Annotated in this window: 19 protein-coding genes and 1 tRNA gene; 3 read left to right on the forward strand and 17 right to left on the reverse strand. The window is 57.1% G+C overall.

Annotation, left to right across the window (positions count from 1 at the left end; genetic code table 11):
* Positions 1 to 97 precede the first annotated feature (97 nt).
* Both HMPREF2920_RS01215 and HMPREF2920_RS01220 read left to right on the forward strand, forming a co-directional pair.
* A complete protein-coding gene (locus tag HMPREF2920_RS01215; RefSeq protein ID WP_172954634.1) occupies positions 98 to 2,086 on the forward strand; it encodes an ATP-dependent DNA helicase in 1,989 nt (662 codons plus the stop codon).
* A 182-nt stretch (positions 2,087 to 2,268) separates the two neighbouring features.
* Positions 2,269 to 3,852 (forward strand): AMP-binding protein, encoded by a 1,584-nt coding sequence (locus HMPREF2920_RS01220; RefSeq protein ID WP_070601158.1) that lies wholly within the window; start codon positions 2,269 to 2,271, stop codon positions 3,850 to 3,852.
* Here the strand turns inward: HMPREF2920_RS01220 and HMPREF2920_RS01225 are convergent.
* From HMPREF2920_RS01225 to HMPREF2920_RS01275, 11 genes are all read right to left on the reverse strand, one after another.
* Positions 3,849 to 4,646, reverse strand: coding sequence for an aminoacyl-tRNA hydrolase (locus tag HMPREF2920_RS01225; RefSeq protein WP_070601159.1), 798 nt, complete (start codon positions 4,644 to 4,646; stop codon positions 3,849 to 3,851). The genes HMPREF2920_RS01220 and HMPREF2920_RS01225 overlap by 4 nt on opposite strands.
* Entirely contained in the window at positions 4,646 to 5,938 is a 1,293-nt protein-coding gene (serB, locus tag HMPREF2920_RS01230; RefSeq protein ID WP_070601161.1) for a phosphoserine phosphatase SerB, read from the reverse strand. The genes HMPREF2920_RS01225 and serB overlap by 1 nt, the downstream gene beginning before the upstream one ends.
* Positions 5,939 to 6,222: 284 nt before the next feature.
* On the reverse strand, positions 6,223 to 7,923 hold the full coding sequence (gene ctaD / locus HMPREF2920_RS01235; RefSeq protein ID WP_048732989.1) for an aa3-type cytochrome oxidase subunit I: 1,701 nt from the start codon (positions 7,921 to 7,923) through the stop codon (positions 6,223 to 6,225).
* 328 nt (positions 7,924 to 8,251) lie between these two features.
* Positions 8,252 to 9,268, reverse strand: coding sequence for a class 1b ribonucleoside-diphosphate reductase subunit beta (gene nrdF, locus HMPREF2920_RS01240; protein ID WP_016422253.1), 1,017 nt, complete (start codon positions 9,266 to 9,268; stop codon positions 8,252 to 8,254).
* Between the two features lie 338 nt (positions 9,269 to 9,606).
* A complete protein-coding gene (locus HMPREF2920_RS01245) occupies positions 9,607 to 11,052 on the reverse strand; it encodes an MFS transporter (protein ID WP_016422252.1) in 1,446 nt (481 codons plus the stop codon).
* Between the two features lie 50 nt (positions 11,053 to 11,102).
* The gene (gene deoD, locus HMPREF2920_RS01250) at positions 11,103 to 11,828 is read right to left on the reverse strand and encodes a purine-nucleoside phosphorylase (RefSeq protein WP_016422251.1); all 726 of its coding nucleotides are present in this window, start codon (positions 11,826 to 11,828) and stop codon (positions 11,103 to 11,105) included.
* A 235-nt stretch (positions 11,829 to 12,063) separates the two neighbouring features.
* Positions 12,064 to 14,208, reverse strand: a complete 2,145-nt coding sequence (gene nrdE / locus HMPREF2920_RS01255; protein WP_187400023.1) for a class 1b ribonucleoside-diphosphate reductase subunit alpha — start codon at positions 14,206 to 14,208, stop codon at positions 12,064 to 12,066.
* Between the two features lie 174 nt (positions 14,209 to 14,382).
* On the reverse strand, positions 14,383 to 14,805 hold the full coding sequence (nrdI, locus tag HMPREF2920_RS01260; RefSeq protein WP_049181994.1) for a class Ib ribonucleoside-diphosphate reductase assembly flavoprotein NrdI: 423 nt from the start codon (positions 14,803 to 14,805) through the stop codon (positions 14,383 to 14,385).
* An 85-nt stretch (positions 14,806 to 14,890) separates the two neighbouring features.
* Positions 14,891 to 15,115 carry a glutaredoxin-like protein NrdH gene (gene nrdH, locus HMPREF2920_RS01265; protein ID WP_005511161.1) on the reverse strand — a complete coding sequence of 75 codons (225 nt, stop codon included), beginning with the start codon at positions 15,113 to 15,115 and terminating at the stop codon, positions 14,891 to 14,893.
* Positions 15,116 to 15,867: 752 nt separating this feature from the next.
* Entirely contained in the window at positions 15,868 to 15,990 is a 123-nt protein-coding gene (ykgO, locus tag HMPREF2920_RS01270; RefSeq protein ID WP_005511141.1) for a type B 50S ribosomal protein L36, read from the reverse strand.
* Positions 15,991 to 16,241: 251 nt separating this feature from the next.
* Complete coding sequence (locus tag HMPREF2920_RS01275) at positions 16,242 to 17,723, reverse strand: sugar porter family MFS transporter (protein WP_141744329.1); 1,482 nt, start codon at positions 17,721 to 17,723, stop codon at positions 16,242 to 16,244.
* Between the two features lie 38 nt (positions 17,724 to 17,761).
* Between HMPREF2920_RS01275 and nadE the strand changes: the two genes are divergently transcribed.
* Entirely contained in the window at positions 17,762 to 18,613 is an 852-nt protein-coding gene (gene nadE, locus HMPREF2920_RS01280) for an ammonia-dependent NAD(+) synthetase (protein WP_070601163.1), read from the forward strand.
* Positions 18,614 to 18,740: 127 nt separating this feature from the next.
* Here the strand turns inward: nadE and HMPREF2920_RS01285 are convergent, their stop codons facing one another.
* The 6 genes from HMPREF2920_RS01285 to pgm form a co-directional block, all read right to left on the reverse strand.
* Positions 18,741 to 19,337, reverse strand: coding sequence for a TetR/AcrR family transcriptional regulator (locus HMPREF2920_RS01285; RefSeq protein ID WP_246816246.1), 597 nt, complete (start codon positions 19,335 to 19,337; stop codon positions 18,741 to 18,743).
* 178 nt (positions 19,338 to 19,515) lie between these two features.
* Positions 19,516 to 19,950: a pyridoxamine 5'-phosphate oxidase family protein gene (locus HMPREF2920_RS01290; RefSeq protein WP_070601164.1), complete on the reverse strand. Its 435-nt coding sequence runs from the start codon at positions 19,948 to 19,950 to the stop codon at positions 19,516 to 19,518.
* A 134-nt stretch (positions 19,951 to 20,084) separates the two neighbouring features.
* Positions 20,085 to 20,160 (reverse strand) — tRNA-Ala (locus tag HMPREF2920_RS01295).
* Between the two features lie 175 nt (positions 20,161 to 20,335).
* Positions 20,336 to 21,067 (reverse strand): DsbA family protein, encoded by a 732-nt coding sequence (locus HMPREF2920_RS01300; RefSeq protein WP_070601166.1) that lies wholly within the window; start codon positions 21,065 to 21,067, stop codon positions 20,336 to 20,338.
* Between the two features lie 161 nt (positions 21,068 to 21,228).
* Positions 21,229 to 21,669 (reverse strand): MauE/DoxX family redox-associated membrane protein, encoded by a 441-nt coding sequence (locus HMPREF2920_RS01305; RefSeq protein WP_070601168.1) that lies wholly within the window; start codon positions 21,667 to 21,669, stop codon positions 21,229 to 21,231.
* Between the two features lie 54 nt (positions 21,670 to 21,723).
* On the reverse strand, positions 21,724 to 23,379 hold the full coding sequence (pgm, locus tag HMPREF2920_RS01310; protein WP_070601171.1) for a phosphoglucomutase (alpha-D-glucose-1,6-bisphosphate-dependent): 1,656 nt from the start codon (positions 23,377 to 23,379) through the stop codon (positions 21,724 to 21,726).
* Between the last annotated feature and the right edge of the window lie 265 nt (positions 23,380 to 23,644).

Genomic DNA, 23,644 nt, shown 5'->3' on the forward strand with positions numbered 1-23,644 from the left:
GCACGCAGATTTTGCTGAGCTATCGGACGACTTTGAGGACTTTGACGATGTTGACGAGCTAGCTTCACCGAGAGCCAGCGTCCATAACGCGGATAGCATCGAAGCTCTTCTCGATGCGGCAGTGAAGGGACTCGGCGGAACGACTCGACCGAATCAGGTCAAAATGTCCCGGTCGGTGGCCTCCGCCTTTGCGCGCGAGCGGCACCTAGCGGTACAGGCAGGCACCGGTACGGGTAAGTCGCTGGCCTACCTGGTGCCTGCCATTGTGCAAGCAATGGAGTCCGACGAGTCTGTAATCGTTTCCACGGCGACCATTGCGCTGCAACGCCAGCTGGTCGAACGCGACTTGCCGCGGCTAGTCAGTTCGCTAGAGCCACACTTGTCCCGCACGCCAACCTTCGCAATCCTCAAGGGCCGCTCGAACTACCTGTGCAAGTCCAAGGTCGGAAATGTCATCAAAGATCCCGTCATGGACGGTGATGAATCCGAGCAGGCCAGCTCAGGTGACGCCGTTGGCCCCACTGCCCTCCTCAGCGAAGCGCAGCTCAGCCGAACCGCTGCCGAGGTCATGCGGCTACGCGAGTGGGCCAATGACACCGACACCGGCGACCGCGACAGCCTGGACAAGGGCGTTTCCAACGAAGCCTGGCGGCAGGTCTCCGTCACGGCTCGCGAATGCGTCGGTGCCATTTCCTGCCCTTTCGGCGAGGAGTGTTTCGCCGAACAAGCCCGCCGCGAGGCCTCCAACGTTGACATCGTTGTCACCAATCACGCACTGTTGGCCATCGATGCGCTCTCCGACGCCATGATTTTGCCGCAGCACGACTGCGTTGTCATTGACGAGGCTCACGAGCTCGACGGTCGAATCACCTCTGTTGCCACCGACGAGCTCTCCCCTGCCGGTATCACCATGATGGCCCGGCGCGCCCGCAAATTCGGAGCCGCAGAGCAGGTGGATGATGTCACCGATGCCACGGATCTACTCGGCGAGACCGTCGCATTGCTTGCCGACGCCTACAGCGGCGCACTCGAAGAAATTCCCGGTGAGCTTGGAGCGGCGCTAGCTTCGCTCCGCGATAGCCTGTGGCAACTACAGACCACGCTAGGCACCTCTAGTTCAGGCAGCTCTGGCGGGTCGGGCTCCGGTGGTTCGAGTTCTGACTCTGACAACACTGAGCGCCAGACCGTCCGCGCTGCCGTGGAGAATATGCACGACACAGTCGTGCGAATTCTAGAGTTCAGTAGCGACGATGTCGTATGGCTTGGCGAGAACAAGACAGTTTATGTCGCTCCCCTGTCCATCGCAGCACTGCTTCGCGAACGCCTCTTCGGCGAATCCACCGTCGTTTTGACCTCAGCAACACTTGCTCTTGGCGGCAAGTTCGATGCCATGGCCGCCGCTTGGGGGCTTCCCTCCGGTGGGTGGGATGGCTTGGACGTCGGCACGCCCTTTGACCCGCAGAAATCTGGCATCCTCTACGTCGCACGCGACCTGCCACGACCTGGACGCGACGGCGCCACACCGGAGCAGTTCGCGATCATGGAGCGCCTCATCCGCGCCGCTGGTGGGCGAACGCTCGGGCTGTTTTCTTCTCGCCGAGGCGCCGAGGCAGCGGCGGAGGAAATGCGCAAGCGCCTGCCTTACGACGTGCTGTGCCAAGGCGATGACTCTATCGGTGCTCTGGTTGATCGCTTCGCAGCTAATCCGCAGACATGCTTGTTTGGCACGCTGACGCTGTGGCAAGGCGTCGATGTTCCTGGCCCATCGCTATCGTGTGTCATCATCGATCGCATCCCGTTCCCCCGCCCCGACGACCCGCTTTTGTCCGCGCGCTCCGATGCGGCTAATGCCGCTGGCCGAAACGGTTTTATGGAGGTCTCAGCGACACATGCAGCGCTGCTGATGGCGCAGGGTTCTGGTCGTCTGCTACGCCAAGTCGATGACCGCGGGGTTGTTGCGGTACTGGATTCACGGTTGGCTACTGCACGCTATGGTTCCTGGATTGCCGCGTCGATGCCTGACTTCTGGCGGACGACCAACCTGGATATTGCGGCTGGAGCGTTGCAGCGGCTGACCCAAAGCTGATTCAGAGGGGGCTGTCTGGGCTCACGAGGTGACGCTGGATTAGGCATAGTTTCTGGAAAAAATCCCACGCTTTTCTATCCAATACATTATTGTGATGTGAAACACAGCACTGCTACAGTGCCCGAGCTAATGAAGCAGGACACTTGGCAGCCGTGCACGAGATTAGAAAGGCGATTTCCTGCATGCCCCTTTCCAGCAACCTCCCCGACATCGACATCCCGGAGACCTCACTCTTTGAGTTCCTCTTCGGAGAAATTGAGCCACGTCACCAGGACAAGCTTGCAATCGTTGACTCAGGCTCCGAGGTCACCTTCGGTGATCTGAAGGCCAGCATTGAGAAGTTTGCGGGTGCGCTGGCAGCACGTGGGATTAAGAAGGGCGACGTTGTGGCTCTCCACTGCCCCAACTCGACAACCTTCGCGGTCGCTCTTCACGGTGTCCTACGCGCGGGGGCTGTCTGCACGACGGTTGCATCGCTGGCAACTGCTGAGGACGTTGAAAAGCAGCTGCGTATTTCTGACGCCAAGATGATGCTAACGACTTCGTCGATTGGTTGGGCCGGTGCTAACGGCGCTGAGGCCGCTGGTCTCCCGGAAGAGATGATTATCGGCCTGACGGGTCTCCACGGCATGGGCGAGCTGCTTGCAGAGGGACACGCAGCCCCGGACGTCGAGGTATCACCCGATGACGTTGCCGTGATTCCGTTTTCCTCCGGAACCACCGGTGTGCCGAAGGGCGTCCAGCTCACCCACCGCAACCTGGTGGCCAACGTCGCTCAGGCAGGCGGAGCCACAGTCAACGCGCTGACTGAGGACACCCCGGCCGTCACTATCCTGCCGTTCTTCCACATCTACGGCCTGACTGCACTCCTGAACCTGTCCCTGTGGCGTCGCACGACTCAGTACACCATGGGCAAGTTCGACCTCCTGGACTTCCTCTCCATCATCGCTGAGCACAAGGTCAAGTTCGCATTCATCGCACCGCCTGTTGCTGTCGGCTTGGCTAAGCACCCGGCTGTCGATTCCTTCGATTTGTCCAGCCTGGAGACTGTTTTCTCCGGCGCAGCATCCCTGCAGCTCGATCTCGCGGAACAGGTGGAAAAGCGCCTCGACTGCGTCGTCGCTCAGGGCTACGGCATGACCGAGTCCTCTCCCGCCGCCCACATCCGTATCGGTCACGATAGCCCGCTGGATTCCATCGGCCGCGCGGTGCCGAATACCCAATACAAAATCGTGGACCTCGAGGCCGACGGCTTCGAGGAGATTCCAGTCCCCTCCCAGGGGCGCTCGAAGCCAGGCGAACTGTGGGTTTACGGTCCGCAGGTCATGAAGGGCTACCTCAACAACCCAGAAGCTACGGCAGAAACGCTTGTCGACGGTTGGTTGCGTACCGGCGACGTTGCGGAACTCGACGAACACGGCAATGCGTACATCGTCGACCGCTTTAAGGAACTGATTAAGTACAAGGGCTACCAGGTTCCGCCGGCTGAGCTCGAGTCCGTGCTGCTCAGCCACCCGGGTATTGCCGATGCCGCCTGCAGCGGTGTCATTCGCTCCGACGGCGAGGAGATTCCAAAGGCTTACGTCGTCCTCAAGGCAGGCAAGCAGGTGACTGAAGACGAAATTATGGACTACGTCGCCGACCGCGTCGCACCGTACAAAAAGGTGCGGGTCGTCGAATTCATGGAGGAAATCCCGAAGTCAGCAACGGGCAAGATTCTGCGGAAGGACCTCAAGGCCATGGAGGCAGCACGCGCTCAGCTTTAAGCTGCCGCCCCAGGAGTCACAGCGACAGTCACTGAGCCGGGTGCAATCTCAGTAAACCCGGCATCCTGAACCTCAACCGCGCGGAGCTCTGGCGCTGGCCACTGCTCCCGGGGTGTTTCCTTAACATCTAACGCATAGCCACTTTGCGCCCACGCCCACGCTTCCTCGACCGACAGGCTGGCCGCATAGAGCATTGAGCCGTGTCCAACTTGTGCGGCCACCTTTCCAACGGACATATTCAGGTTTTTGTCCACCCAAATCACTGGCGGAGCAAAGGTGTCAGCTCTCCCATGGTTGCCCGAGTCGTCGGGAGGTGTGGTCTCCGGGTCGTCGTAAGGCAAATCGGTGCCGGAAATTTGTAGTTTGGCAATCTCCGGGTAGGTATCGTCGACAGGAGTTGGCACTAGTGCGCGAGCTTGCGCGCCGTCGACGTCCACGGTGACACCCGGTGCAAGCTGAGCGCGTTGCCAGCCGATATTGCGAGCGCGACGTGTGAGCTTGCGGATGCGCGCACCGTACCAAGACACCAGACCTTGTTGATAGGCCGAAGTGTCATCGCCTGCACGCTCGTCGAGGCAACAAGCAACAACAGCCATCGCGGCGGCGCGGAGCAGCGCAGTGCGCGAGGGGCGTTCCTTCTTCGGAACCTCAAGCACAATAGCCATTGCCCACGGCACATCCTCGCCATGGTCTTCCCTATCGGGTTGTGGCAGGAGGCTATGGGCAGTGCGGAACCACTCCGGCACCGATGATGCGTCCGTGACAGCGAGATTCTTGTGATCCTCGCGTCGCACTACTGCTCCAACGGCACGCGGCGGAAGGTGCCATCTTCGCGGTCGGCATCGTCGATTTCATCGCGGGAAATGCCCAACATGAACAGAATCGAGTCCATGAATGGAACGTTGACCGACGTGTCAGCGATTTCCTTCAGCGCCGGCTTCGCGTTGAAAGCAATACCGAGGCCCGCGACTGACAACATATCGATGTCATTGGCGCCATCTCCGACAGCGACGGTCTGGTGCATCTGAAGCCCTGACTCCGCGGCGAACGCCTTAAGACTGCGGGCCTTTTCCTGCCTATCAACGACACCGCCGACCACGCGCCCGGTCAGCTTTCCGTCCTCAATCTCGAGGGTATTGGCCTTGTAAAAGTCCAGACCGAGATCCTTTGCCAGTGGCTCCAGAATCTGGATAAAGCCACCGGAGACAGCACCACACTTGTAACCGAGACGTTTCAGCGTGCGGATCGTAGTGCGGGCGCCAGGGGTCAGCTCGATGGAGTTGGTAACTTCCTCAAGGACGCTGACCGGCAGGCCTGCCAGAGCCTTAACTCGCTCGTGCAATGACTCAGCAAAGTCCAGTTCACCGCGCATAGCACGCTCTGTAACCGCTGCAACCTCCGCCTCGCGACCAGCGTGGGCGGCCAGCATCTCAATGACCTCACCGGTAATCAAAGTGGAGTCCACATCGAAGCAAATCAAGCGCTTGGATCGGCGCTGCAAACCTGCGCGTTCAATTGCGATGTCAATGTCCTGGTCCTGTGCAAGCTCGGCCAGCGCCTTACGCAGCGGAATGCCCGCACCCGGCTTCGGGTCCGGAATAGAGACAAGCAGCTCCAGGCCAGTAACTGGGTAGTCGGCAATACCGCGAATGGAATCGATGTTTGCACCGTAATCTGCGAGAGTACGGCCGATACGGGAAATATCCTCAGCATTGACCGGATTACCCAATACGACAAGTGCGTGGGTAGATCCATCGCTGCGCTCAATCGGGGCATCAAGCTGGAAACTGACTGTCATGCCGTGAGGCTTCAGTGTTTCAATGAGCCCCTCACGCAGAACGCCGACCTTCTCTTCTGTGACGCCAACAAGCGCACCGAGACTCAAATTAGAGCGGAACACCGACTGCTCCACATCAAGAATCTGAACTCCGTGGGCCGCGAGCACACGGAAGAAGGATGCCGAGACACCCGGGCGGTCTCGGCCAACAGCGGTAATAAGCACCGGAGCTAGTCCCGGTGCTAACGAAACCGACAAGGCATCGGTATCTGCGGACTGACTGGGAGAGGTAATTACCTGTTCATTCACCAATCCAGTATCGCATGAAGCCCCGGCAGAGTGCTCATCGCATTGCGGGATTCCGCACTTCGGAGGGTGGCCAGTCGCAGCCATTAGCTGTCGCCCCCCTGCTCTCCGCTGCTCTCCCCTTCAGCTCCCTTGGTGCGCTCCCTGCGCCCCCCCCCCTTACTGCGCCTTCCCTAGGAAAGACTTTCAAAGACAAGACTACGGCCCCATCACGGTTCTCCGTGATGGGGCCGTAGCTTCGCGTAGTTATTAACTCAGAGTTGCATCAGCCATGTAGCCACTAGCTCTTAGAGCTGGCGACCAACGTGGGCCTCTGCGCGCTGACGCTCAACCATGTGCGGGTAGTGCAGCTCGAACGCCGGGCGCTCCGAGCGGATGCGCGGCATCGAGGTGAAGTTGTGGCGCGGCGGCGGGCAAGAGGTAGCCCACTCGAGAGAGTTACCGTAACCCCACGGGTCATCAACAGTGACGACCTCACCGTAGCGCCAGGACTTGAAGACGTTCCAGACAAACGGGATAACAGACAGACCCAGGATGAACGCACCAACGGTGGAGATCATGTTCAGGGTGGTGAAACCATCAGTCTCGAGGTAGTCGGCGTAACGACGCGGCATACCCTCGTTACCCAGCCAGTGCTGGACCAGGAAGGTCAGGTTAAAGCCGATGAAAGTCAGCCAGAAGTGAACCTTTGCCAGCTTCTCGTCGAGCATACGACCAGTCATCTTCGGGAACCAGAAGTAAACGCCCGAGTAGGAAGCGAAGACCAAGGTACCGAACAGGGTGTAGTGGAAGTGTGCCACGACGAAGTAGGTGTCGGAGACGTGGAAGTCCAGCGGCGGGGAAGCCAGCATAATACCGGTCAGACCACCGAACAGGAAGGTCACGATGAAGCCGAGAGCGAAGGTCATCGGGGACTCGAAGGTCATGTGGCCGCGCCACATGGTACCCATCCAGTTGATGAACTTAACACCGGTCGGGACCGAAATCAGGAAGGTCATGAACGAGAAGAACGGAAGCAGAACGCCACCGGTCACGAACATGTGGTGCGCCCACACAGCCATGGACAGACCTGCAATAGACAGGGTTGCGAAGACCATACCTGCGTAGCCGAACAGCGGCTTACGGGAGAAGACCGGAACAACCTCAGTAATGATGCCCACGAACGGCAACAGCAGAACGTAGACCTCTGGGTGGCCGAAGAACCAGAACAGGTGCTGCCACAGCATGGCGCCACCGTTTGCCGGGTCGTAAATGTGACCGCCCAGCTTACGGTCGTACAGAACACCCAGAGCAGCTGCAGTCAGAATCGGGAAAATCAGCAGAGCCAGAATCGAGGTAACCAGGATGTTCCAGGTGAAGATTGGCATACGGAACATGGTCATGCCCGGTGCGCGGAGGCACAGGACAGTGGTGGTCATGTTAATAGCGGAAGCGATGGTACCGACACCACCGATACCGACACCGACAATCCACAGGTCAGAACCGACACCCGGGGAGTGAATCGGGTCAGACAGCGGAGAGTACATGGTCCAACCGAAGTCAGCAGCACCACCCGGAGTCAGGAAGCCCGACAGCATCAGAATGCCACCAACAGTGGTCAGCCAGAAGCCGAAAGCGTTCAGACGCGGGAAAGCCACGTCCGGAGCACCAATCTGAAGCGGCAGAATGTAGTTAGCAAAACCCCAAACAATCGGGGTACCGAACAGAAGCAGCATCACCGTGCCGTGCATGGTGAACATCTGGTTGAACTGCTCGTTAGAAAGGAACTGAAGTCCTGGGGCGAAGAGCTCAGCACGGATAAGCAGAGCCATCAGACCGCCGACAAAGAAGAACGAGAAGGACATAATGATGTACATAATGCCCAGCTTCTTGTGGTCGGTCGTGGTCAGCATTTCCCACGCCCAGCTGCCCTTACGCTCATGTCCGAACGGCTGCGGCCGTTCCGGCGCTACAACGCCATGATCTGGACGAGGCGCTACTGCAGTCATTCTTCCTCCTTACTACGCGAAGATTTCCTGTAACTCACTACAGGGATTTGAAGTTTTGTCCTTGTGAGAATAGTGCAGGTGAGTACGCGACGGCGAACCCACCTACCACTATGTGCCAGATTCTAGTCTGAACCTTGGAAAAAGTTAAGGCCAAGGGATTTTCCGGCCAACTTCCCCACTCAGCTAAGCACACTATTAGTTTCCTGAGAATTGTCTTAACCTGGGCTAACGCCTTTTTAGCAGGAACCGTCGAGGCTAGGACTACTACCCCCGTGTGTGCTGTCACCAGAATAGGGCTCGGTGCGGAATGCTCCCTACACCTGTGCTTTTAGAAGTCCCAGTCCTCATCCTCGGTTACTTCAGCCTTACCCATGACATAGGAAGAGCCGGAACCTGAGAAGAAGTCGTGGTTTTCGTCAGCATTCGGCGACAGAGCCGACAGGATTGACGGCGAAACTCGAGTCTCGTCGGCCGGGAACATACCCTCATAGCCCAAGTTGTTCAGAGCCTTGTTGCCGTTGTAACGCAGGAAACGCTTGACATCCTCGGTCCAACCGAGTTCGTCGTACATCTCTTCGGTGTACTGAATCTCGTTGTCGTAGAGATCAAACATGAGATCGAAGGTGTAATCCTTCAGCTCGTCACGTTCAGCCTGGGTCAGACGCTCCAGGTTGCGCTGGTACTTGTAACCGATGTAGTAACCGTGAACTGCCTCATCACGAATAATCAGGCGAATAATGTCCGCGGTGTTGGTCAGCTTGGCGTGGCTGGACCAGTACATCGGCAGGTAGAAGCCCGAGTAGAACAGGAAGGACTCCAGCAAAGTGGAAGCGACCTTCTTCTTCTGCGGGTTATCGCCCTCGTAGTAGTCGAGGATGATCTTGGCCTTCTTCTGCAGGTACTCATTTTCCTCGCCCCAACGGAACGCATCCTGGATTTCAGGAGTCGACGCCAGCGTCTGGAAAATCGACGAGTAGCTCTTTGCGTGCACCGATTCCATAAAGGCGATATTGGTGTACACAGCTTCCTCGTGCGGAGTCAGCGCATCGGGGATCAGCGATACTGCGCCAACTGTGCCCTGGATGGTGTCCAACATGGTCAGACCAGTGAACACGCGCATCGTGGTGCGCTGCTCCAGCGCGTTGAGCGTATTCCAGCTCTTGATGTCATTCGACAGCGGCACCTTTTCCGGCAACCAGAAGTTACCGGTCAGACGATCCCAAACCTCGAGATCCTTGTCATCAGGAATCGTGTTCCAGTCAATAGCCGCAACTGGGCATGCACGCGACTCTGGATTCTTCTCACGGTGGGCCGGAGTCGAGGGTGGGCAATCATCGAAACTCACGTGGAAACCTCTCCCTTTTTCATTGAAATTGCCGTTTTTCGAACGCACCTTATATATAAGGAACGTCCTTCACTCTTAGTGAGTTCAAAACAGCGGCTGCAGCGGTGGCTATTCCAGCCTTGTCCCACTACAAAACGTCAGGCTCCCGATGAAAGGAGCCACTACCCTTAGCAGCTTACCCACACCCGCATTATTAAGCACGCGGCCTAGAAGAAATCGCCCCACTTGCCGAGTCTTGTTCCCGGTGCCCCTCCCCTAACCCCACGTCACACAAAGAACAAGGTGCTTGACGACGCAATGTCCGTCGTCAAGCACCAAGCGCAAGATGTTGCGCGAACCTAGGCGTGAACCTTCTCTCGGTTTTCCGCCGTGTCGTTGATGATGCGGTCGGAGATGACGTACACCAGCAAACCTACGACAGCCATGAGCGCGAGCAACCAAGCGATGGTAGCGGAGACCCCTTCTGCTTCAGACTGCGCGATGGAGAGGGTGCTGAAGAAGGCCGGTCGAGAATCAACAAGCATGGCCGTTAACGCGATGCCAACCGGTACGGCAATGTTGATCGTCAGATTGTAGAAACCGATTGCAACACCGGACTTGGCGGCAGGAATGTTCTGCAGTGCGGTCGCGACCAACGGCGCATACATGAGCGCGAACCCTGATGGGAACAGAATCATGGAGACGATAACCGTGGCAACACCGGCCCCCGGCAGCACTGCGGGGATGAGCAACGCCACGATGATGATGCTGATAGCCGCGACAATGGCCTGCTTCGAGGGCAGGAACTTGGCAACCTTGCCAGACATTACACCGACGATGACAGCGCAGAGGTAGCCCGGCGCGAGGATATAGGCAGCACCGTCGAGGTTGATGCCATAGAGCTCGTCGACCATATACGGCAACAGAATGGCCGAATACCCCAACTGGACCATGTAAACCACGAGCACAACAATCAGCGCGCAAACGTAGCGAGCATTGGTAAAGAACGACGGGCTGACCACGGCGTTGTCATGTGTCCGGATGTGCCAGACAAAGAGCGCGACGCCCAGCGCAGCGGCAACCAGCCACCACCATTGGAACTGCTGCATGAACAGCATCACCGCAGTGGCGATGACCGCGATGAGGAACAGGCCAAAGATATCCAGGTGACTCTTCTGCTGCTGCTCCTCCGGAACTGTCTTGATCAGGAACGGAATGGCAACTATCAGAATGAGCGAAATCAGGAACATAGCCGGCCAGGAAATGTAGGTAGCCACGATTCCCGAGGTCAACGTTCCAATCAGCAGCGCGGCTTGGAAGGCCGCGGTGGAAAAGCCGAGGTAGGTTTTCTGATCTTCTGGGCTTAGGTACTTGGTGACATAGATGACGTAGAGTGTCTCAGCCGCCGCCAGGCCGGCAGTTTGAATAATGCGGGCAGTAAGCACGATTGGCCATACTCCCTGGAAGAAATAACCCAGTAGAGAGCCCACGGCGACGAAGCCGATACCGACAATCATCAATTTGCGGATACTGATGCTGTCCGCCAATGCGGCGTACACCACCGCTCCAATGCCAATCAAGATACCGGCGAGTGTCGCCTGCAGACTGGCCGTGGAGACACTGAGGTCCAGAGATTCCGCAATCGGCTTGGTCATGAACTTAAAGCCATTGTCCAAGACCAAACAGAATACAAAGGAAAACAGCAAGACCGGGACTGCGGCCTTAGGGTTTGGCGCGGCAGCCTTGGACGCTGCGCTTTCACGGGGATTCACGTTCAAGCTGGTATTGCTGGCGGGATTGCTCATCGCACTGTACCTATTTCACACTTCAAGCCAATTGATTGCGGACCAGGACACTAGAGTCGAGCCAGCGGCAATGCCAGCTCCATCATCGTCGTGAAGGCCTTCTCACGTTCTTCCGGAGTGGTCTTTCCACCGGTGACGATGTTGTCCGACACAGTGAAGATTCCCATGGCCTCCACACCGGCCTCGGCGGCGGTGGCATAAAGGCCAGCAGATTCCATCTCCACCGCCAGCACACCCATGCGTGCCCAACGGTCGTTCACATCATCCTGGAAGTTGTAGAAAATATCGCTGGACAAGATGTTGCCGACGTGTGTAGTGATGCCCTGCTCGCGGGCACGATCGCGAACATCTTCAATCAGACGGAAAGATGCGGACGGGGCGAACGTTCCCGGCAAGTTGTACTGCGATAGAAAATTGGAGTCCGTCGATGCCGTCTGGCCGATAACCACGTCATACAGGTCCAGCTCCGGCTGCAACGCGCCGCAGGAACCGACGCGAATCAGCTTCTTGCAGCCGAAAACATGGATAAGTTCCCAGGAGTACAGCGAGATAGACGGAATGCCCATACCGGATCCCATGACGGACACTTCCTGCCCCTGGTAGGTGCCGGTAAAGCCCAACATGTTGCGAACTTTGTTGAACTGAACGACATCGTCCAAATAGGTCTCCGCAATGAACTTGGCACGCAGCGGGTCACCTGGCAACAAAATGGTTTCTGCAATCGGCGCACCCTTTGGGTTGATGTGTGGAGTGCTCTTACCAGTGGTATCGGACATGGCTTCCAGCCCCTTCCCCCACTAGCCGTGGGTGAAAATTATGCGAACATTGGTGTACCACTGCCCAGGTTAATTACCTGGATTACAACCGTCAATAGTGATATTTACATTTGTTCCCAATTGGGTGGAGTGACGAAAAAGGCGCGAGAATCTCCCGGCAAAACTCGGGGAAATTCTCGCGCCTTCAATGCGCTACAACTGAAGCACTAGATGCCTAGCCCTCAAGCACGCTTGCTTAAAGCATGCAGGATACGCAACCCTCGACCTCAGTACCCTCCAGCGCAACCTGACGCAGGCGGATGTAGTACAGAGTCTTAATACCCTTGCGCCATGCGTAAATCTGCGCACGGTTGAGGTCACGAGTGCTCACCGTGTCCTTGAAGAACAAGGTCAGCGACAGTCCCTGGTCAACATACTTGGTAGCGACCGCGTAAGTGTCAATGATCTTCTCGTAGCCGATTTCGTAGGCGTCCTGGAAGTACTCACGGTTGTCATTGTCCAAGTGCGGAGCCGGATAGTATACGCGACCGATCTTGCCCTCCTTGCGAATCTCAATCTGAGATGCAATCGGGTGAATCGACGAGGTCGAGTTGTTGATGTAGGAAATCGAACCGGTCGGCGGCACTGCCTGCAGGTTACGGTTGAACAGGCCGTACTCCATGACGTCGGCCTTCAGTTGCGCCCAGTCCTCAGCGTCCGGAATGTGCGCGGTGGAGTTCTCGAAGATCTCCTTGACGTGCTGAGTCTTCGGCTGGAACTCTGCCGGATCGAAGTTATCGAAGTACTTGCCGCTGGCGTAGTCAGAGTTCTCAAAGTTGACGAACTTCTGACCGCGCTCGCGAGCAATCTTGTTGGATGCGCGCAGGACTGCGTAGAGCACTGCTGCGAAGTAGGCGTTGGTGAAGTCCAGGCCCTCTTCCGAGCCGTACATAATCTTCTCGCGGCCAAGGTAGCCGTGCAGGTTCATCTGCCCCAGGCCGATGGCGTGAGATCCGTCGTTGCCCTTGCGAATCGATGGCACCGAGTCAATAGAAGTCTGCTCACTGACCGCAGTCAGGCCACGGATGGCAGTCTCGACAGTGCGACCAAAGTCCGGCGAGTCCATGGTCATCGCAATATTCAGCGAACCGAGGTTACAGGAAATGTCCTCACCCACGTGCTCGTAGGACAGGTCCGCATTGTAGGTCGACGGGGTGTTGACCTGCAGAATCTCCGAGCAGAGGTTCGACATGTTAATGCGGCCCTCAATCGGGTTCGCGCGGTTAACCGTGTCCTCGAACATGATGTACGGGTAGCCGGACTCAAACTGAATCTCAGCGATGGTCTGGAAGAACTGACGCGCGTTGATCTTCTGCTTACGAATACGCGGGTCCTCGACCATATCCGCGTAGTTCTCAGTGATATTAATGTCCGCGAACGGCTTACCGTAGACACGCTCGACATCGTACGGGCTGAAGAGGTACATGTCGTCGTTACGCTTGGCCAGCTCAAACGTGATGTCCGGAATGACAACGCCAAGCGACAGCGACTTGATGCGAATCTTCTCGTCCGCGTTCTCACGCTTGGTATCCAAGAAGCGCATGATGTCCGGGTGGTGCGCGTGCAGGTAGACAGCGCCAGCACCCTGACGAGCACCCAGCTGGTTAGCGTAGGAGAAGGAGTCCTCCAGCAGCTTCATAACCGGGATGACACCGGAAGACTGATTCTCGATGTGCTTAATCGGAGCACCCTGTTCACGCAGGTTGCTCAGCAGCAGCGCCACACCACCGCCGCGCTTGGACAGCTGCAGCGAGGAGTTAATGGCGCGACCAATGGACTCCATGTTGTCCTCGATACGCAGCAGGAAGCAGCTCACCGGCTCGCCGCGCTGGGCCTTACCGGAGTTGAGGAATGTAGGAGTAGCAGGCTGGAAACGTCCGGTGATGATCTCATCAACCAGGTGCTGCGCGAGCCCCAAGTCGCCGTCGGCAAGCGTGAGAGCAACCATGCAGACACGGTCTTCGTAGCGCTCCAAGTAACGCTTGCCGTCGAAGGTCTTCAGTGTGTACGAGGTGTAGTACTTGTAAGCACCCAGGAAAGTCTGAAAACGGAACTTGTGGGCGTAGGCCTGCTTAAACAGTGCCTTGACGTCCTCAAATTCGTACTTCTCCAGAACCTCAGCCTCGTAGTAATGGTTCTCTACCAGATAATCGAGCTTCTCCCGCAAGTTGTGGAAGAACACAGTGTTCTGATTGACATGCTGCAAGAAGAACTGCCGCGCAGCCATGCGGTCTTTATCGAACTGAATCTTGCCGTCTTCACCGTACAGATTCAGCAGCGCATTGAGCGCGTGGTAATCCAGCTTGTCCTCACCCACCGGCTCCGCGACCTGCTTGCCCATTTCCGACACGTTGACTCCTTTAATATTCATTTGCCTGCACAGGGTCTGTTCCAACACTGCCCAGAGCAATCCAATCTAGCTATTTTCCTCGCACACCGCTTTACGACGGCTTCCGCGAGCGTATCCATTCGGTTGTCCTCAGTGCCCCTTCCCTCGACACTGAGGCTTGCCAACTTAGGCGCTGGCTCTACCGTGGAAGAATTCCTCTAGCCCTTCTCGGACTCGCCGCACATCGTGGTCGGTTCCCATCAGCTCGAAGCGATATAGATATGGAACCTTGCACTTGTAGGAGATGACATCCCCTGCTTTACAGAAGTCCTCACCGAAGTTGAGATTGCCGGCAGCAATCACACCTCGGATGAAAGAGCGGTTGTGCTCATTATTAAGAAATTTGATGACCTGCGGAGGAACTGGCCTTGAGTTACCACCGCTGATGGAAACGCCACCACCATAAGTCGGACAAATGAGGACATAGGGCTCATCGACGATAAGCTCCGGCTCATTACGACGGATGGGAATGCGGGCATTTTTGATACCTAGCTTTTCAACAAACTTGTGTGTATTCCCCGTCGCCGAGGAGAAATACACCACCAGCATGAGAGCTTCACCCTTTACATCGCAAAACCCCCGCAATCTTCGCTTCCCGGGTGGTCAACGAAATCTGCGGAGAGGTGTGTGATTCTTACGCTGCCTGGAGAGCCTTGATGCGATCCGGACGGAAACCCGACCAGGTCTCAGTGCCAGTGTCAACGACCGGCGCCTGGAGGTGACCGAGAGCCATGACGTAGTCCCGAGCCTCATCGTCCATGGTGATGTCGACGATATCGTAGGCAATTCCAGCCTTATCGAGGGCACGAGTGGTAGCGCGGCACTGGACACATGCAGGCTTGCTGTAAACGGTAACCATGACTCTCACAAACTTTCTGGCTTTGGGTAAGACCAATGAATCGGATCGACTTCGTACAAACAACGGAAGCGGCCGAGGAATCAGCGGATTGGTTGAATGACCGAAAGCTCCCAGGGTTCATGAGAAACCGAGTACGGGTGGCAGACAGGTCCTTTTAGCTCTCCTTGGCTCGACATCGAAAACACTACACTTGGTGCCTAGAAAACTCTAGTCATACTAGATGTAGTACTCACAACCATGGTATTCCCTGTTCGGAGATCTCTGGCGCACAAGATGTTGTACACAGACGCACCACAACCTTGTAATTTCACGCTAAAAATTCTAGAAAATCGTAGAAAAACAACTATCGGTGGATTTTGGTTAAACCAATTACTGCATGACGCCCCGCAGCCGACCGCACCGATTCCAGGCGCCGCAGTGTCCCCGCCCTGCCTTTGTCCCTCCCCTACCCAACTTCGGATTCCGCAGCGATCTCAAAAATCGCGGGCTGCACATATGAACACGGGCTGCACATATGAAACTGTGCGAGTTTATGACACTTTCAAGCCAATTTTCGGGCCAATTTTGACATAAACGCAGTCAGTAACTTCCATCGCCCCACCGCCCCCAGCCATAAACGCTGTCACCGCCTGAACCTACCTCCTCCAAAAACCAAAAACCGCAACCTTTGGCCACAGTAAAACTGCGACTTCAGATTGCGGTTTTGGCAATAAATGAGGAAGCTATTTGCTTCGCGCTAGCCTAAATAAGGCTTAGCCCTGACGGGCCTTGAAGCGCGGCTCCTTCTTGTTGATCACGTAGACCTTGCCACGACGGCGCACGACCTGAGCGCCCGGCTTGTTCTTCAGCGACCGAAGGGACTTGCGGACCTTCATTCGGGCGCTCCTTTCTACTCGGCTCCGAAACGGGAATGTGCACACTGCACTCTCCCCGGACAATCACCCCAGTGACTGCCTGGCAACGCACCCTTCCTGATAATCCGAAGAAATATCAAAGAGGATGCGTTACGACACGAGTTGCCATACTACCTAATAAGCGGAATAACTCCAAAAATCCGGGGGAAACATGTTCTTTGACGGGCAACCCCAAGATCGCGACTCCCCACGTTGCAACTGCTTCCACTTCTCTACTTGGCAGCGGCAATCATGTACTCGCGGACCTCGGCAAGCGTCTTACCTGAGGTCTCCGGCACCGCCTTGATGGTGAATACCAGCGCAATTGCGCCCGTAATGGCAAAGAAGAAGAACGACCACGCACCACCGACAGCATCCACCATCGGAAGAAAAGCCTGCGCCACAAACCAATTCGCAACCCATAGCGCGAGCCCTGCCAGCCCCATACCCAGGCCACGAGCCTCTGTCGGGATGATCTCGGAAATCAGGAGCCAGGTCGCCACCGACACAGCCGCCTGCTGAAACACGATAAATACGGTCATCAGCAGAAGCGACATCATGGCACCCGTCGAAGAGTTACTCGACAAACCATAGACGGGCGCCAGCACGAGCAGCGAGCTTGCACAGCCCACCAAACCGATAATCAGCATTCGCCGACGACCAACGCGGTCAATGATGCTCATACCAATTGCACACGAAATCACCGAGGCGATACCGATGATGATGGAGGTATAGACAGAGCTTTCCGTCGACAAGCCAACCTTGTTCATCATCGTCGGCGCGAAATACATAATCGCGTTCGCGCCCGTGACCTGTTGCGTCACACCAATGAGCATCGCAATAATGACGGTGCGTCGCACCCACGGGGTTTTCACGGCAAGGCGCTCGGCTGCACGCTGATCGGCGCTTGACGACGCCTCATCAACGGCAACCTCAGCCAGGGTCGCCTCATCTCCCTGCATCTGACGCAGCACGGCCAGCGCCTTGCCCTCCTGTCCTCGACGGACGAGGTAGGCCGGAGTGTCCGGCAGAACCAGCATGCCGATGAGCAGCACGATGCCGGGGACAGCGCCGAGTCCAAGCATGAGTCGCCAGTTACCGGAGGAGGCTAGGGCGGAGTTGGTGAGGAACGCCACCAGCTGACCAATCACGATCATCAGCGAGTTCAGGCTGACCAGGCGTCCACGCACATGCGGTGGTGCCATTTCGGAGATGTACATCGGTACGACGATGGAAACACCACCGATACAGACGCCGAGCAAAGTACGCGCAGCACCCAGCGAAAACGCACTAGTAGCGAAAGCACACCAGATACTGCCGATGATGAAGCCGACCGCTCCGAGCAGGATGGTGCCACGGCGCCCCAGGGAGTCCGCTACGCGACCGCCCAGGAACGCACCGATAGCCGCACCGACCAAGAGCATGGCGGTGACAGTGGACTCCTGTCCTGGAGTCAGCTCAAAAGAGCGCTGGATATACAGCAGCGCGCCCGAGATGACACCGGTGTCGTAACCAAAGAGGAGGCCGCCCAGAGCGGCGATGATAGCCACGGCTATCGACCGAGTTGTGGTGGTTTCCCGGTTCGGTCCAGTCTTATTCTGTTCGGTTGTACTCACGCTGGAAATCTTGCCACCGTCCGGCCAAAGACCCCCTATCCGAACAGCACTTACTCGATAAAGATGAGAGTTTTGGCACTCTTCTGGCAGGAAAATCATCCCTTTTCCCGTCCTGAACTAGCGGTAGAGTGAGGCTCATGACACCAGTAGGCACACAGGATTTCCCACACCCCCTCCAGTCGGAGATTATTAACGACCTCCACGTCCAGCCCACCATCAATGCCGCCGAGGAAATCAGCCGCCGAGTCGATTTTCTCTGCGATTATTTCCGCGCCGCGCACGCCAAGGGATTCGTGCTCGGAATTTCCGGCGGTCAAGATTCCACGCTAGCCGGACGTCTAGCGCAGTTGGCCGTCGAAAAGCTTCGCGACGGCGGCGAGGACGCCACCTTCATTGCCATTCGCCTCCCCCACGGCGTGCAGGCCGATGAGGACGACGCACAGGTGGCACTGCAATTCATTCAACCTGACCAAAGGCTAACTATCGATATCGAACCGGCCACCGCCGCGATGACCGCCCAGGTCACCGATGCCCTGGCCGGCAGCGCTATCAGCGACTTCAACAAGGGAAATATTAAGGCCCGCATGCGCATGATTGCCCAGTACGCAGTGGCGGGTGTTGACGGCGCTTTGGTCATCGGCACAGATCACGCCGCGGAGGCTGTCACCGGCTTCTACACCAAGCACGGCGACGGCGCCTGCGACCTCGTCCCGCTGCAGGGGCTGAGCAAGCGCCAGGGCGCGGCCTTACTCCGTCACCTCGGCGCACCAGCCAGTACGTGGGAGAAGGTGCCGACGGCCGACCTGGAAGAAGATCGCCCTGCGCTTCCCGACGAAGTTGCACTCGGGGTGACCTATACCGCCATCGACGACTACCTCGAAGGCAAGGCCGTCTCAGATGAGGATGCCGCGCGAATCGAGCATCTCTACTCCATTTCCCGGCACAAGCGAGCCGTCCCTCCCGGACCGGCCGATTCCTGGTGGCGCTAGGCTACTGTCCCGGGCCACCGATTCAACACTGTCATCCTGCTCAAAAACTTCCCCGCCTACTATCGCCCACCTGAGCGGGCTGGATTAACGTTCCAGACAGGGCAGCAAACCTCTTAAGAGAAACCCCTTAAGAGAAGGCCTCCGCGCCAGCGTCCCAAATAGCTCCAACTGCGGCCAAGCTGTCTGCCGCACCGGCTTCGGCACTTGGTTCCAGCGCAGGTGAACCATCCTGGACGAGCTCGGCGGTCACCAAACCGTGGGCGAACGCCCACATGGCCAATCCCTTAGGCTCATCGCCGGCAACCTTAATGAATGCATCGCGAATCCAGGCATCCAATGACGAAGGCGAGACGACATTCACGAAATTAGTGCGACTCATCAGCCGGTAACCATGCGGATCGTCGAGAACTGCCTGGCGGTACGCCTGCAGCAGAGACGCCGAAGTACATTCCTCATCAATGGCAGCATGAATACGCTTGCCCAGATTCTCGAGACTCTCGGTCAGCAGCAGCTGGAGGAGCTCTTCTTTGCCGCTGATGTGCTTATACAGCGATGGCGCCTTCACATCGAGCCGCGCCGCTAGACGGCGCATACTGATTGCGCTCCAACCCGATTCGCGCAGCATCGCGCGCGCTTCATCTACGATCTTCTGCATACGTGGGGACTGCCTGCGCACATCGGGCTGCGCTGACACCCCATCGGTCGATTCTATGGTGCACGTCACATTTGTGACTGTAACGCGTTGAATCTCACTTAGGGCGCTTTTGGGTAATTTAACCTAACAATTTTAAAAAAACAGCTAACGGCGGTGCTCAGTCACTAAATGCTGCCTTTGCGCGCTGCTAGCTTTGCTTTACGACGGAGCCTCCACCGTCGTAAAGCAAAAGCACCGTATGCCGCCGCTACACTTCGTAACGATTCGGCTCCTCACCGAGGTGGAAATGGCGACCGGAAACATCGTTCGGAGTAATGCGCACGTAGTTGTACTTCAACGTCGGCAGCCAGGGCTTCAGCGGCAGCTCATCTGCAGCGTTAATATCCGCGCGGGAGGTGAGAACCTCTGCGTCACCCTTTACAATGACCGACCATGCCTTCTGGGCATCCTTGTCAACAAAGTCGGCCTCAAAAAGAACATCGCGGTTCAGAGAAACAGTAAAAAGCTTCGACCCCTCGGCAGTGCGGAAGTAAATGCTCCCCTCATGAACGACGTAGTTCAGCGGGAAAAGATCCATATCATCTTTACGACGAACAACCAGGCGCCCAAAAGTCTGCGTAGCCAGCAGCTCGAGGGATTCTTCGGTGGACAGTTTCTGGATAACGGAGTCGTTGTGTGCCATACCCCCAGTATTCCACCGTTTAGACAAAGTTGCTACAGCCATACGGATTACCAATCACTGAGGTAAACGGCGAGCACACTACCCAGGGTAGATACAAGAAAACCCCCGGTCATTTCGACCGAGGGATTTCATACTGGTGGAGCTAACGGGACTCGAACCCGTGACCCCCACACTGCCAGTGTGGTGCGCTACCAGCTGCGCCATAGCCCCAGAATCAACATCGAAGTGGCTTTCACCCTCCGCTGTGGACTCCTCAAAGGCTACATGGCACTGTCATGTATCACCAAATCCGCATGTAGAACACTCTTTTACGCATTCGCCGAGTGCTCCAGAGCGGATCTGCCGAACATGAACTGAAGATGAATCGTGTGAGCGTGCACGGAACCTAGCGCAGGGCCACCTTGACCCACTGCCCCAGTCCGCCATCACCGGAAATGTTCTCCAGAATATCCTTGCCATCGACAAAGACGTGCGGCGAGGAAACCTTGCCCAAGCGCTTCTCAAGGTCATCGAAGTTGGCATTCGCGCTTGCCTTGGCCTCGGTGGTGTCGATGCCGGAGCGGACTTCGCTGACAATTTCGTCGGCGACACCGAGCTGCTCCAGGCGGTCAGCCAGCTCGTCATTGCTCCACGTGACGGAGTTCTGCTGGTCAGCCATCACCATTGTGCGGAAGTTCCAATATGCGCGAGCATCCCCGGTCTCAGCAATCTTGCGGGCAGTCGCGTAGATGCGAGTGGAGTGACCGTCACGCTGCTCCTTCTCCTGACCATCCAGGAAGTTCAGCGTGCGGTATTCAGCGACTAGCTTGCCGTCATTTAGCGCCTTGAGCTCATCATCGTGGCCCTCTTCGCTCATCTGAGCACAGTAGTGGCACGAGAAGTCCTCAAAAATCGTGGCTGTTTTAGCCCCTTCGGCGCCGTCCTTGCTTAGTCGGATGACATCGCCGTCGAGTGCGACAGAGAAGTCGACGTCCTCATCTGGCAGCCCCTCAATCGGCTGCGACCGGCCGATGTAGATAACGCCACCAATAACAACTGCAACGACAGCAAGAAGAGCAATCAGGCCGACGACGAAGCCACTGCTCTTTTCATTTGGATTCTTAATCTTCTGACTCACACCGCTTACGATAGCGGTGTTTTCTTGCCAATGACACAATTGCGCCTGAGAAAACGGAAATGGTTACTAGGTCCCATCACTAGCCCCATCACTAGGCCCATCGCCTTGACCCCAGCCCCCCCCCTGTCCCTTCCCCCAGACTTCAACCTCTAGCCAGCGGGCTAGGCGTAGATGGCAAACTTCTTCCACGGCCATACGTACACAAATACAGCCAAGGCCAGAAAACCTATATCTCGGGCAATTGATGTGAGATATGAAACTGCGTCAGCGTTCTCGTCGTAGCCACCGCCACCAAAACAACCGCAGTCAATTTGCAGGCCGCGCGCCCACGCCGAGATAATGCCGCCGATGAACGCCAGTAGGAGCAACCCCGACAGCACTGCTACCGGACGCAGGAAAAGCCCCAATACCAGTAAGAGTCCGAGGATGACTTCGAAGGCGGGCAGCGCAACCGCTACCATCGGCACCAAATCACTCGGCAGCAGCTCATAAGCTTGCACTGCCTGACGCGATTCCAGCGGGTTCAGCAGTTTGATTAGACCCGAGTACAACCAAACTGCAGCCAGGCCGAATCGTGCCACCACGCCTACGAAATTCTTCATGCATAGAAATATTAGTACAGGCTAACTGTTTACAGCTAGCCCAACGGATACCGTTTACCCGTTCAGAACCGCCGAGACCACGTCCTGTGCCTCAGCCTGAACCTGTGCCAGGTGATCCGCGCCCTTGAAAGACTCCGCGTAGATCTTGTACTTATCTTCAGTGCCCGACGGACGCGCCGCGAACCATGCGTTTTCCGTAACCACCTTGAGGCCACCAATCGCAGCGCCGTTGCCCGGCGCTTCGGTCAGTTTGGCTGTGATGGTCTCCCCTGCCAGGGTGTCGGCCTTGACCTGCTCCGGCGAGAGCTTCTTCAGGATTGCCTTCTGCTCACGGGTTGCGTCCGCATCGGTGCGGGCGTAAGCCGGGGCACCGTACTTATCGGCGAGCTCTGCGTAGAGTTGCGATGGAGTCTTCTCGGTCACGGCCTTGATCTCGCTGGCCAGGAGGTCCAGGATGATGCCGTCCTTGTCGGTAGACCACACAGTGCCGTCGTGACGCAGGAACGATGCACCAGCGGATTCTTCACCACCGAAACCGATGGTGCCGCCGAGCAGACCCGGGACGAACCACTTGAAGCCGACTGGAACTTCCACGAGCTTGCGGCCCAAATTGGCAACGACGCGGTCGATCATCGACGAAGACACCAACGTCTTACCGACCGCGGTCTCCTGCGACCAGCCCGGACGGTGTGCGAAGAGGTAGTCAATGGCAACGGCCAGGTAGTGGTTCGGGTTCATCAGACCCGCGTCCGGTGTCACAATTCCGTGGCGGTCCGAGTCCGCGTCATTGCCGGTGGAGATGTCGAACTTATCGCGGTTACCAATCAGGGACGCCATCGCATTCGGCGAGGAACAGTCCATACGAATCTTGCCGTCTGTATCCAGCGTCATAAAACGCCAGGTCGCATCAACCAGCGGATTGACCACAGTCAGGTTTAGGTTATGCGCATCGCCAATTGCGCCCCAGTAATCCACCGACGCACCACCCATTGGGTCGGCGCCGATACGCACGCCGGCATCACGGATGGCGTCGAGGTTGACAACATTTGGCAGGTCCGACACGTACGCATTGAGGTAGTCGTGCTTTACGACGAGGTCTCCTGCCTTATCCACCAGCTGGCGCTTAACCCCATCCAGGCCCTTAGCCAGGTATTCATTGGCACGAGCTGCAATCCAGTCCGTTGCATCTGCATCCGCCGGACCACCGGTCGGCGGGTTGTACTTAAAACCACCATCCCGTGGCGGATTGTGGGAAGGGGTAATCACGATGCCGTCGGCACGCGCGGAGCTACTACCCGACGGACCGCCCTCCACGTCGCGGTTATACGTCAGAATCGCGTGACTGACGGCCGGGGTCGGCGTGTAGCGATCCTGAGCGTCAACCATCACGGTAATGCCGTTGGCCGTGAGCACCTCGAGAGCGGAAATCATTGCCGGCTCGGACAGGCCGTGGGTATCGCGGCCAACGTACAGTGGGCCTTCAATGCCCTGGCCCTTGCGGTAATCCACGATGGCCTGAGTAGTGGCGTGAATGTGGTCTTCGTTGAAAGCGCCGTCGAGGGAGGAACCGCGGTGACCGGAAGTACCGAAGACGACCTTCTGGTCGGGGTTATTCGGGTCCGGGTGCTTCGTGTAGTAGGCAGTGACCAGTTCCGCGACATCGATAAGGTCGGATGGCTGGGCCAATTGCCCGGCGCGCTCATGAGCCATTGTGGGTATCCTCCTGCTGAATCGGCGAACTGCGCAACCACCGATTTCACCGCCGACCAGCCGGCCGGAATTGGGAAACCGAACTGAGATGCGCTTCCTCCTCTCCAGTGTCCCCGTTTTAGGGACAGCGCGCATGGCAAGAACCACTCGGTAAGGCAAACTCGCCCCTGCAATAGGGTGCAGTAGGTAGATTGTCGCGCGCCGACGGGAACACCTTTTCGTGAAAGATCCCGAATTGTCGGCGCCTACCTCCCCTTTTAACCAC

Source organism: Corynebacterium sp. HMSC075F02 (assembly GCF_001838335.1).
Classification (GTDB): Bacteria; Actinomycetota; Actinomycetes; order Mycobacteriales; family Mycobacteriaceae; genus Corynebacterium; species Corynebacterium jeikeium_D.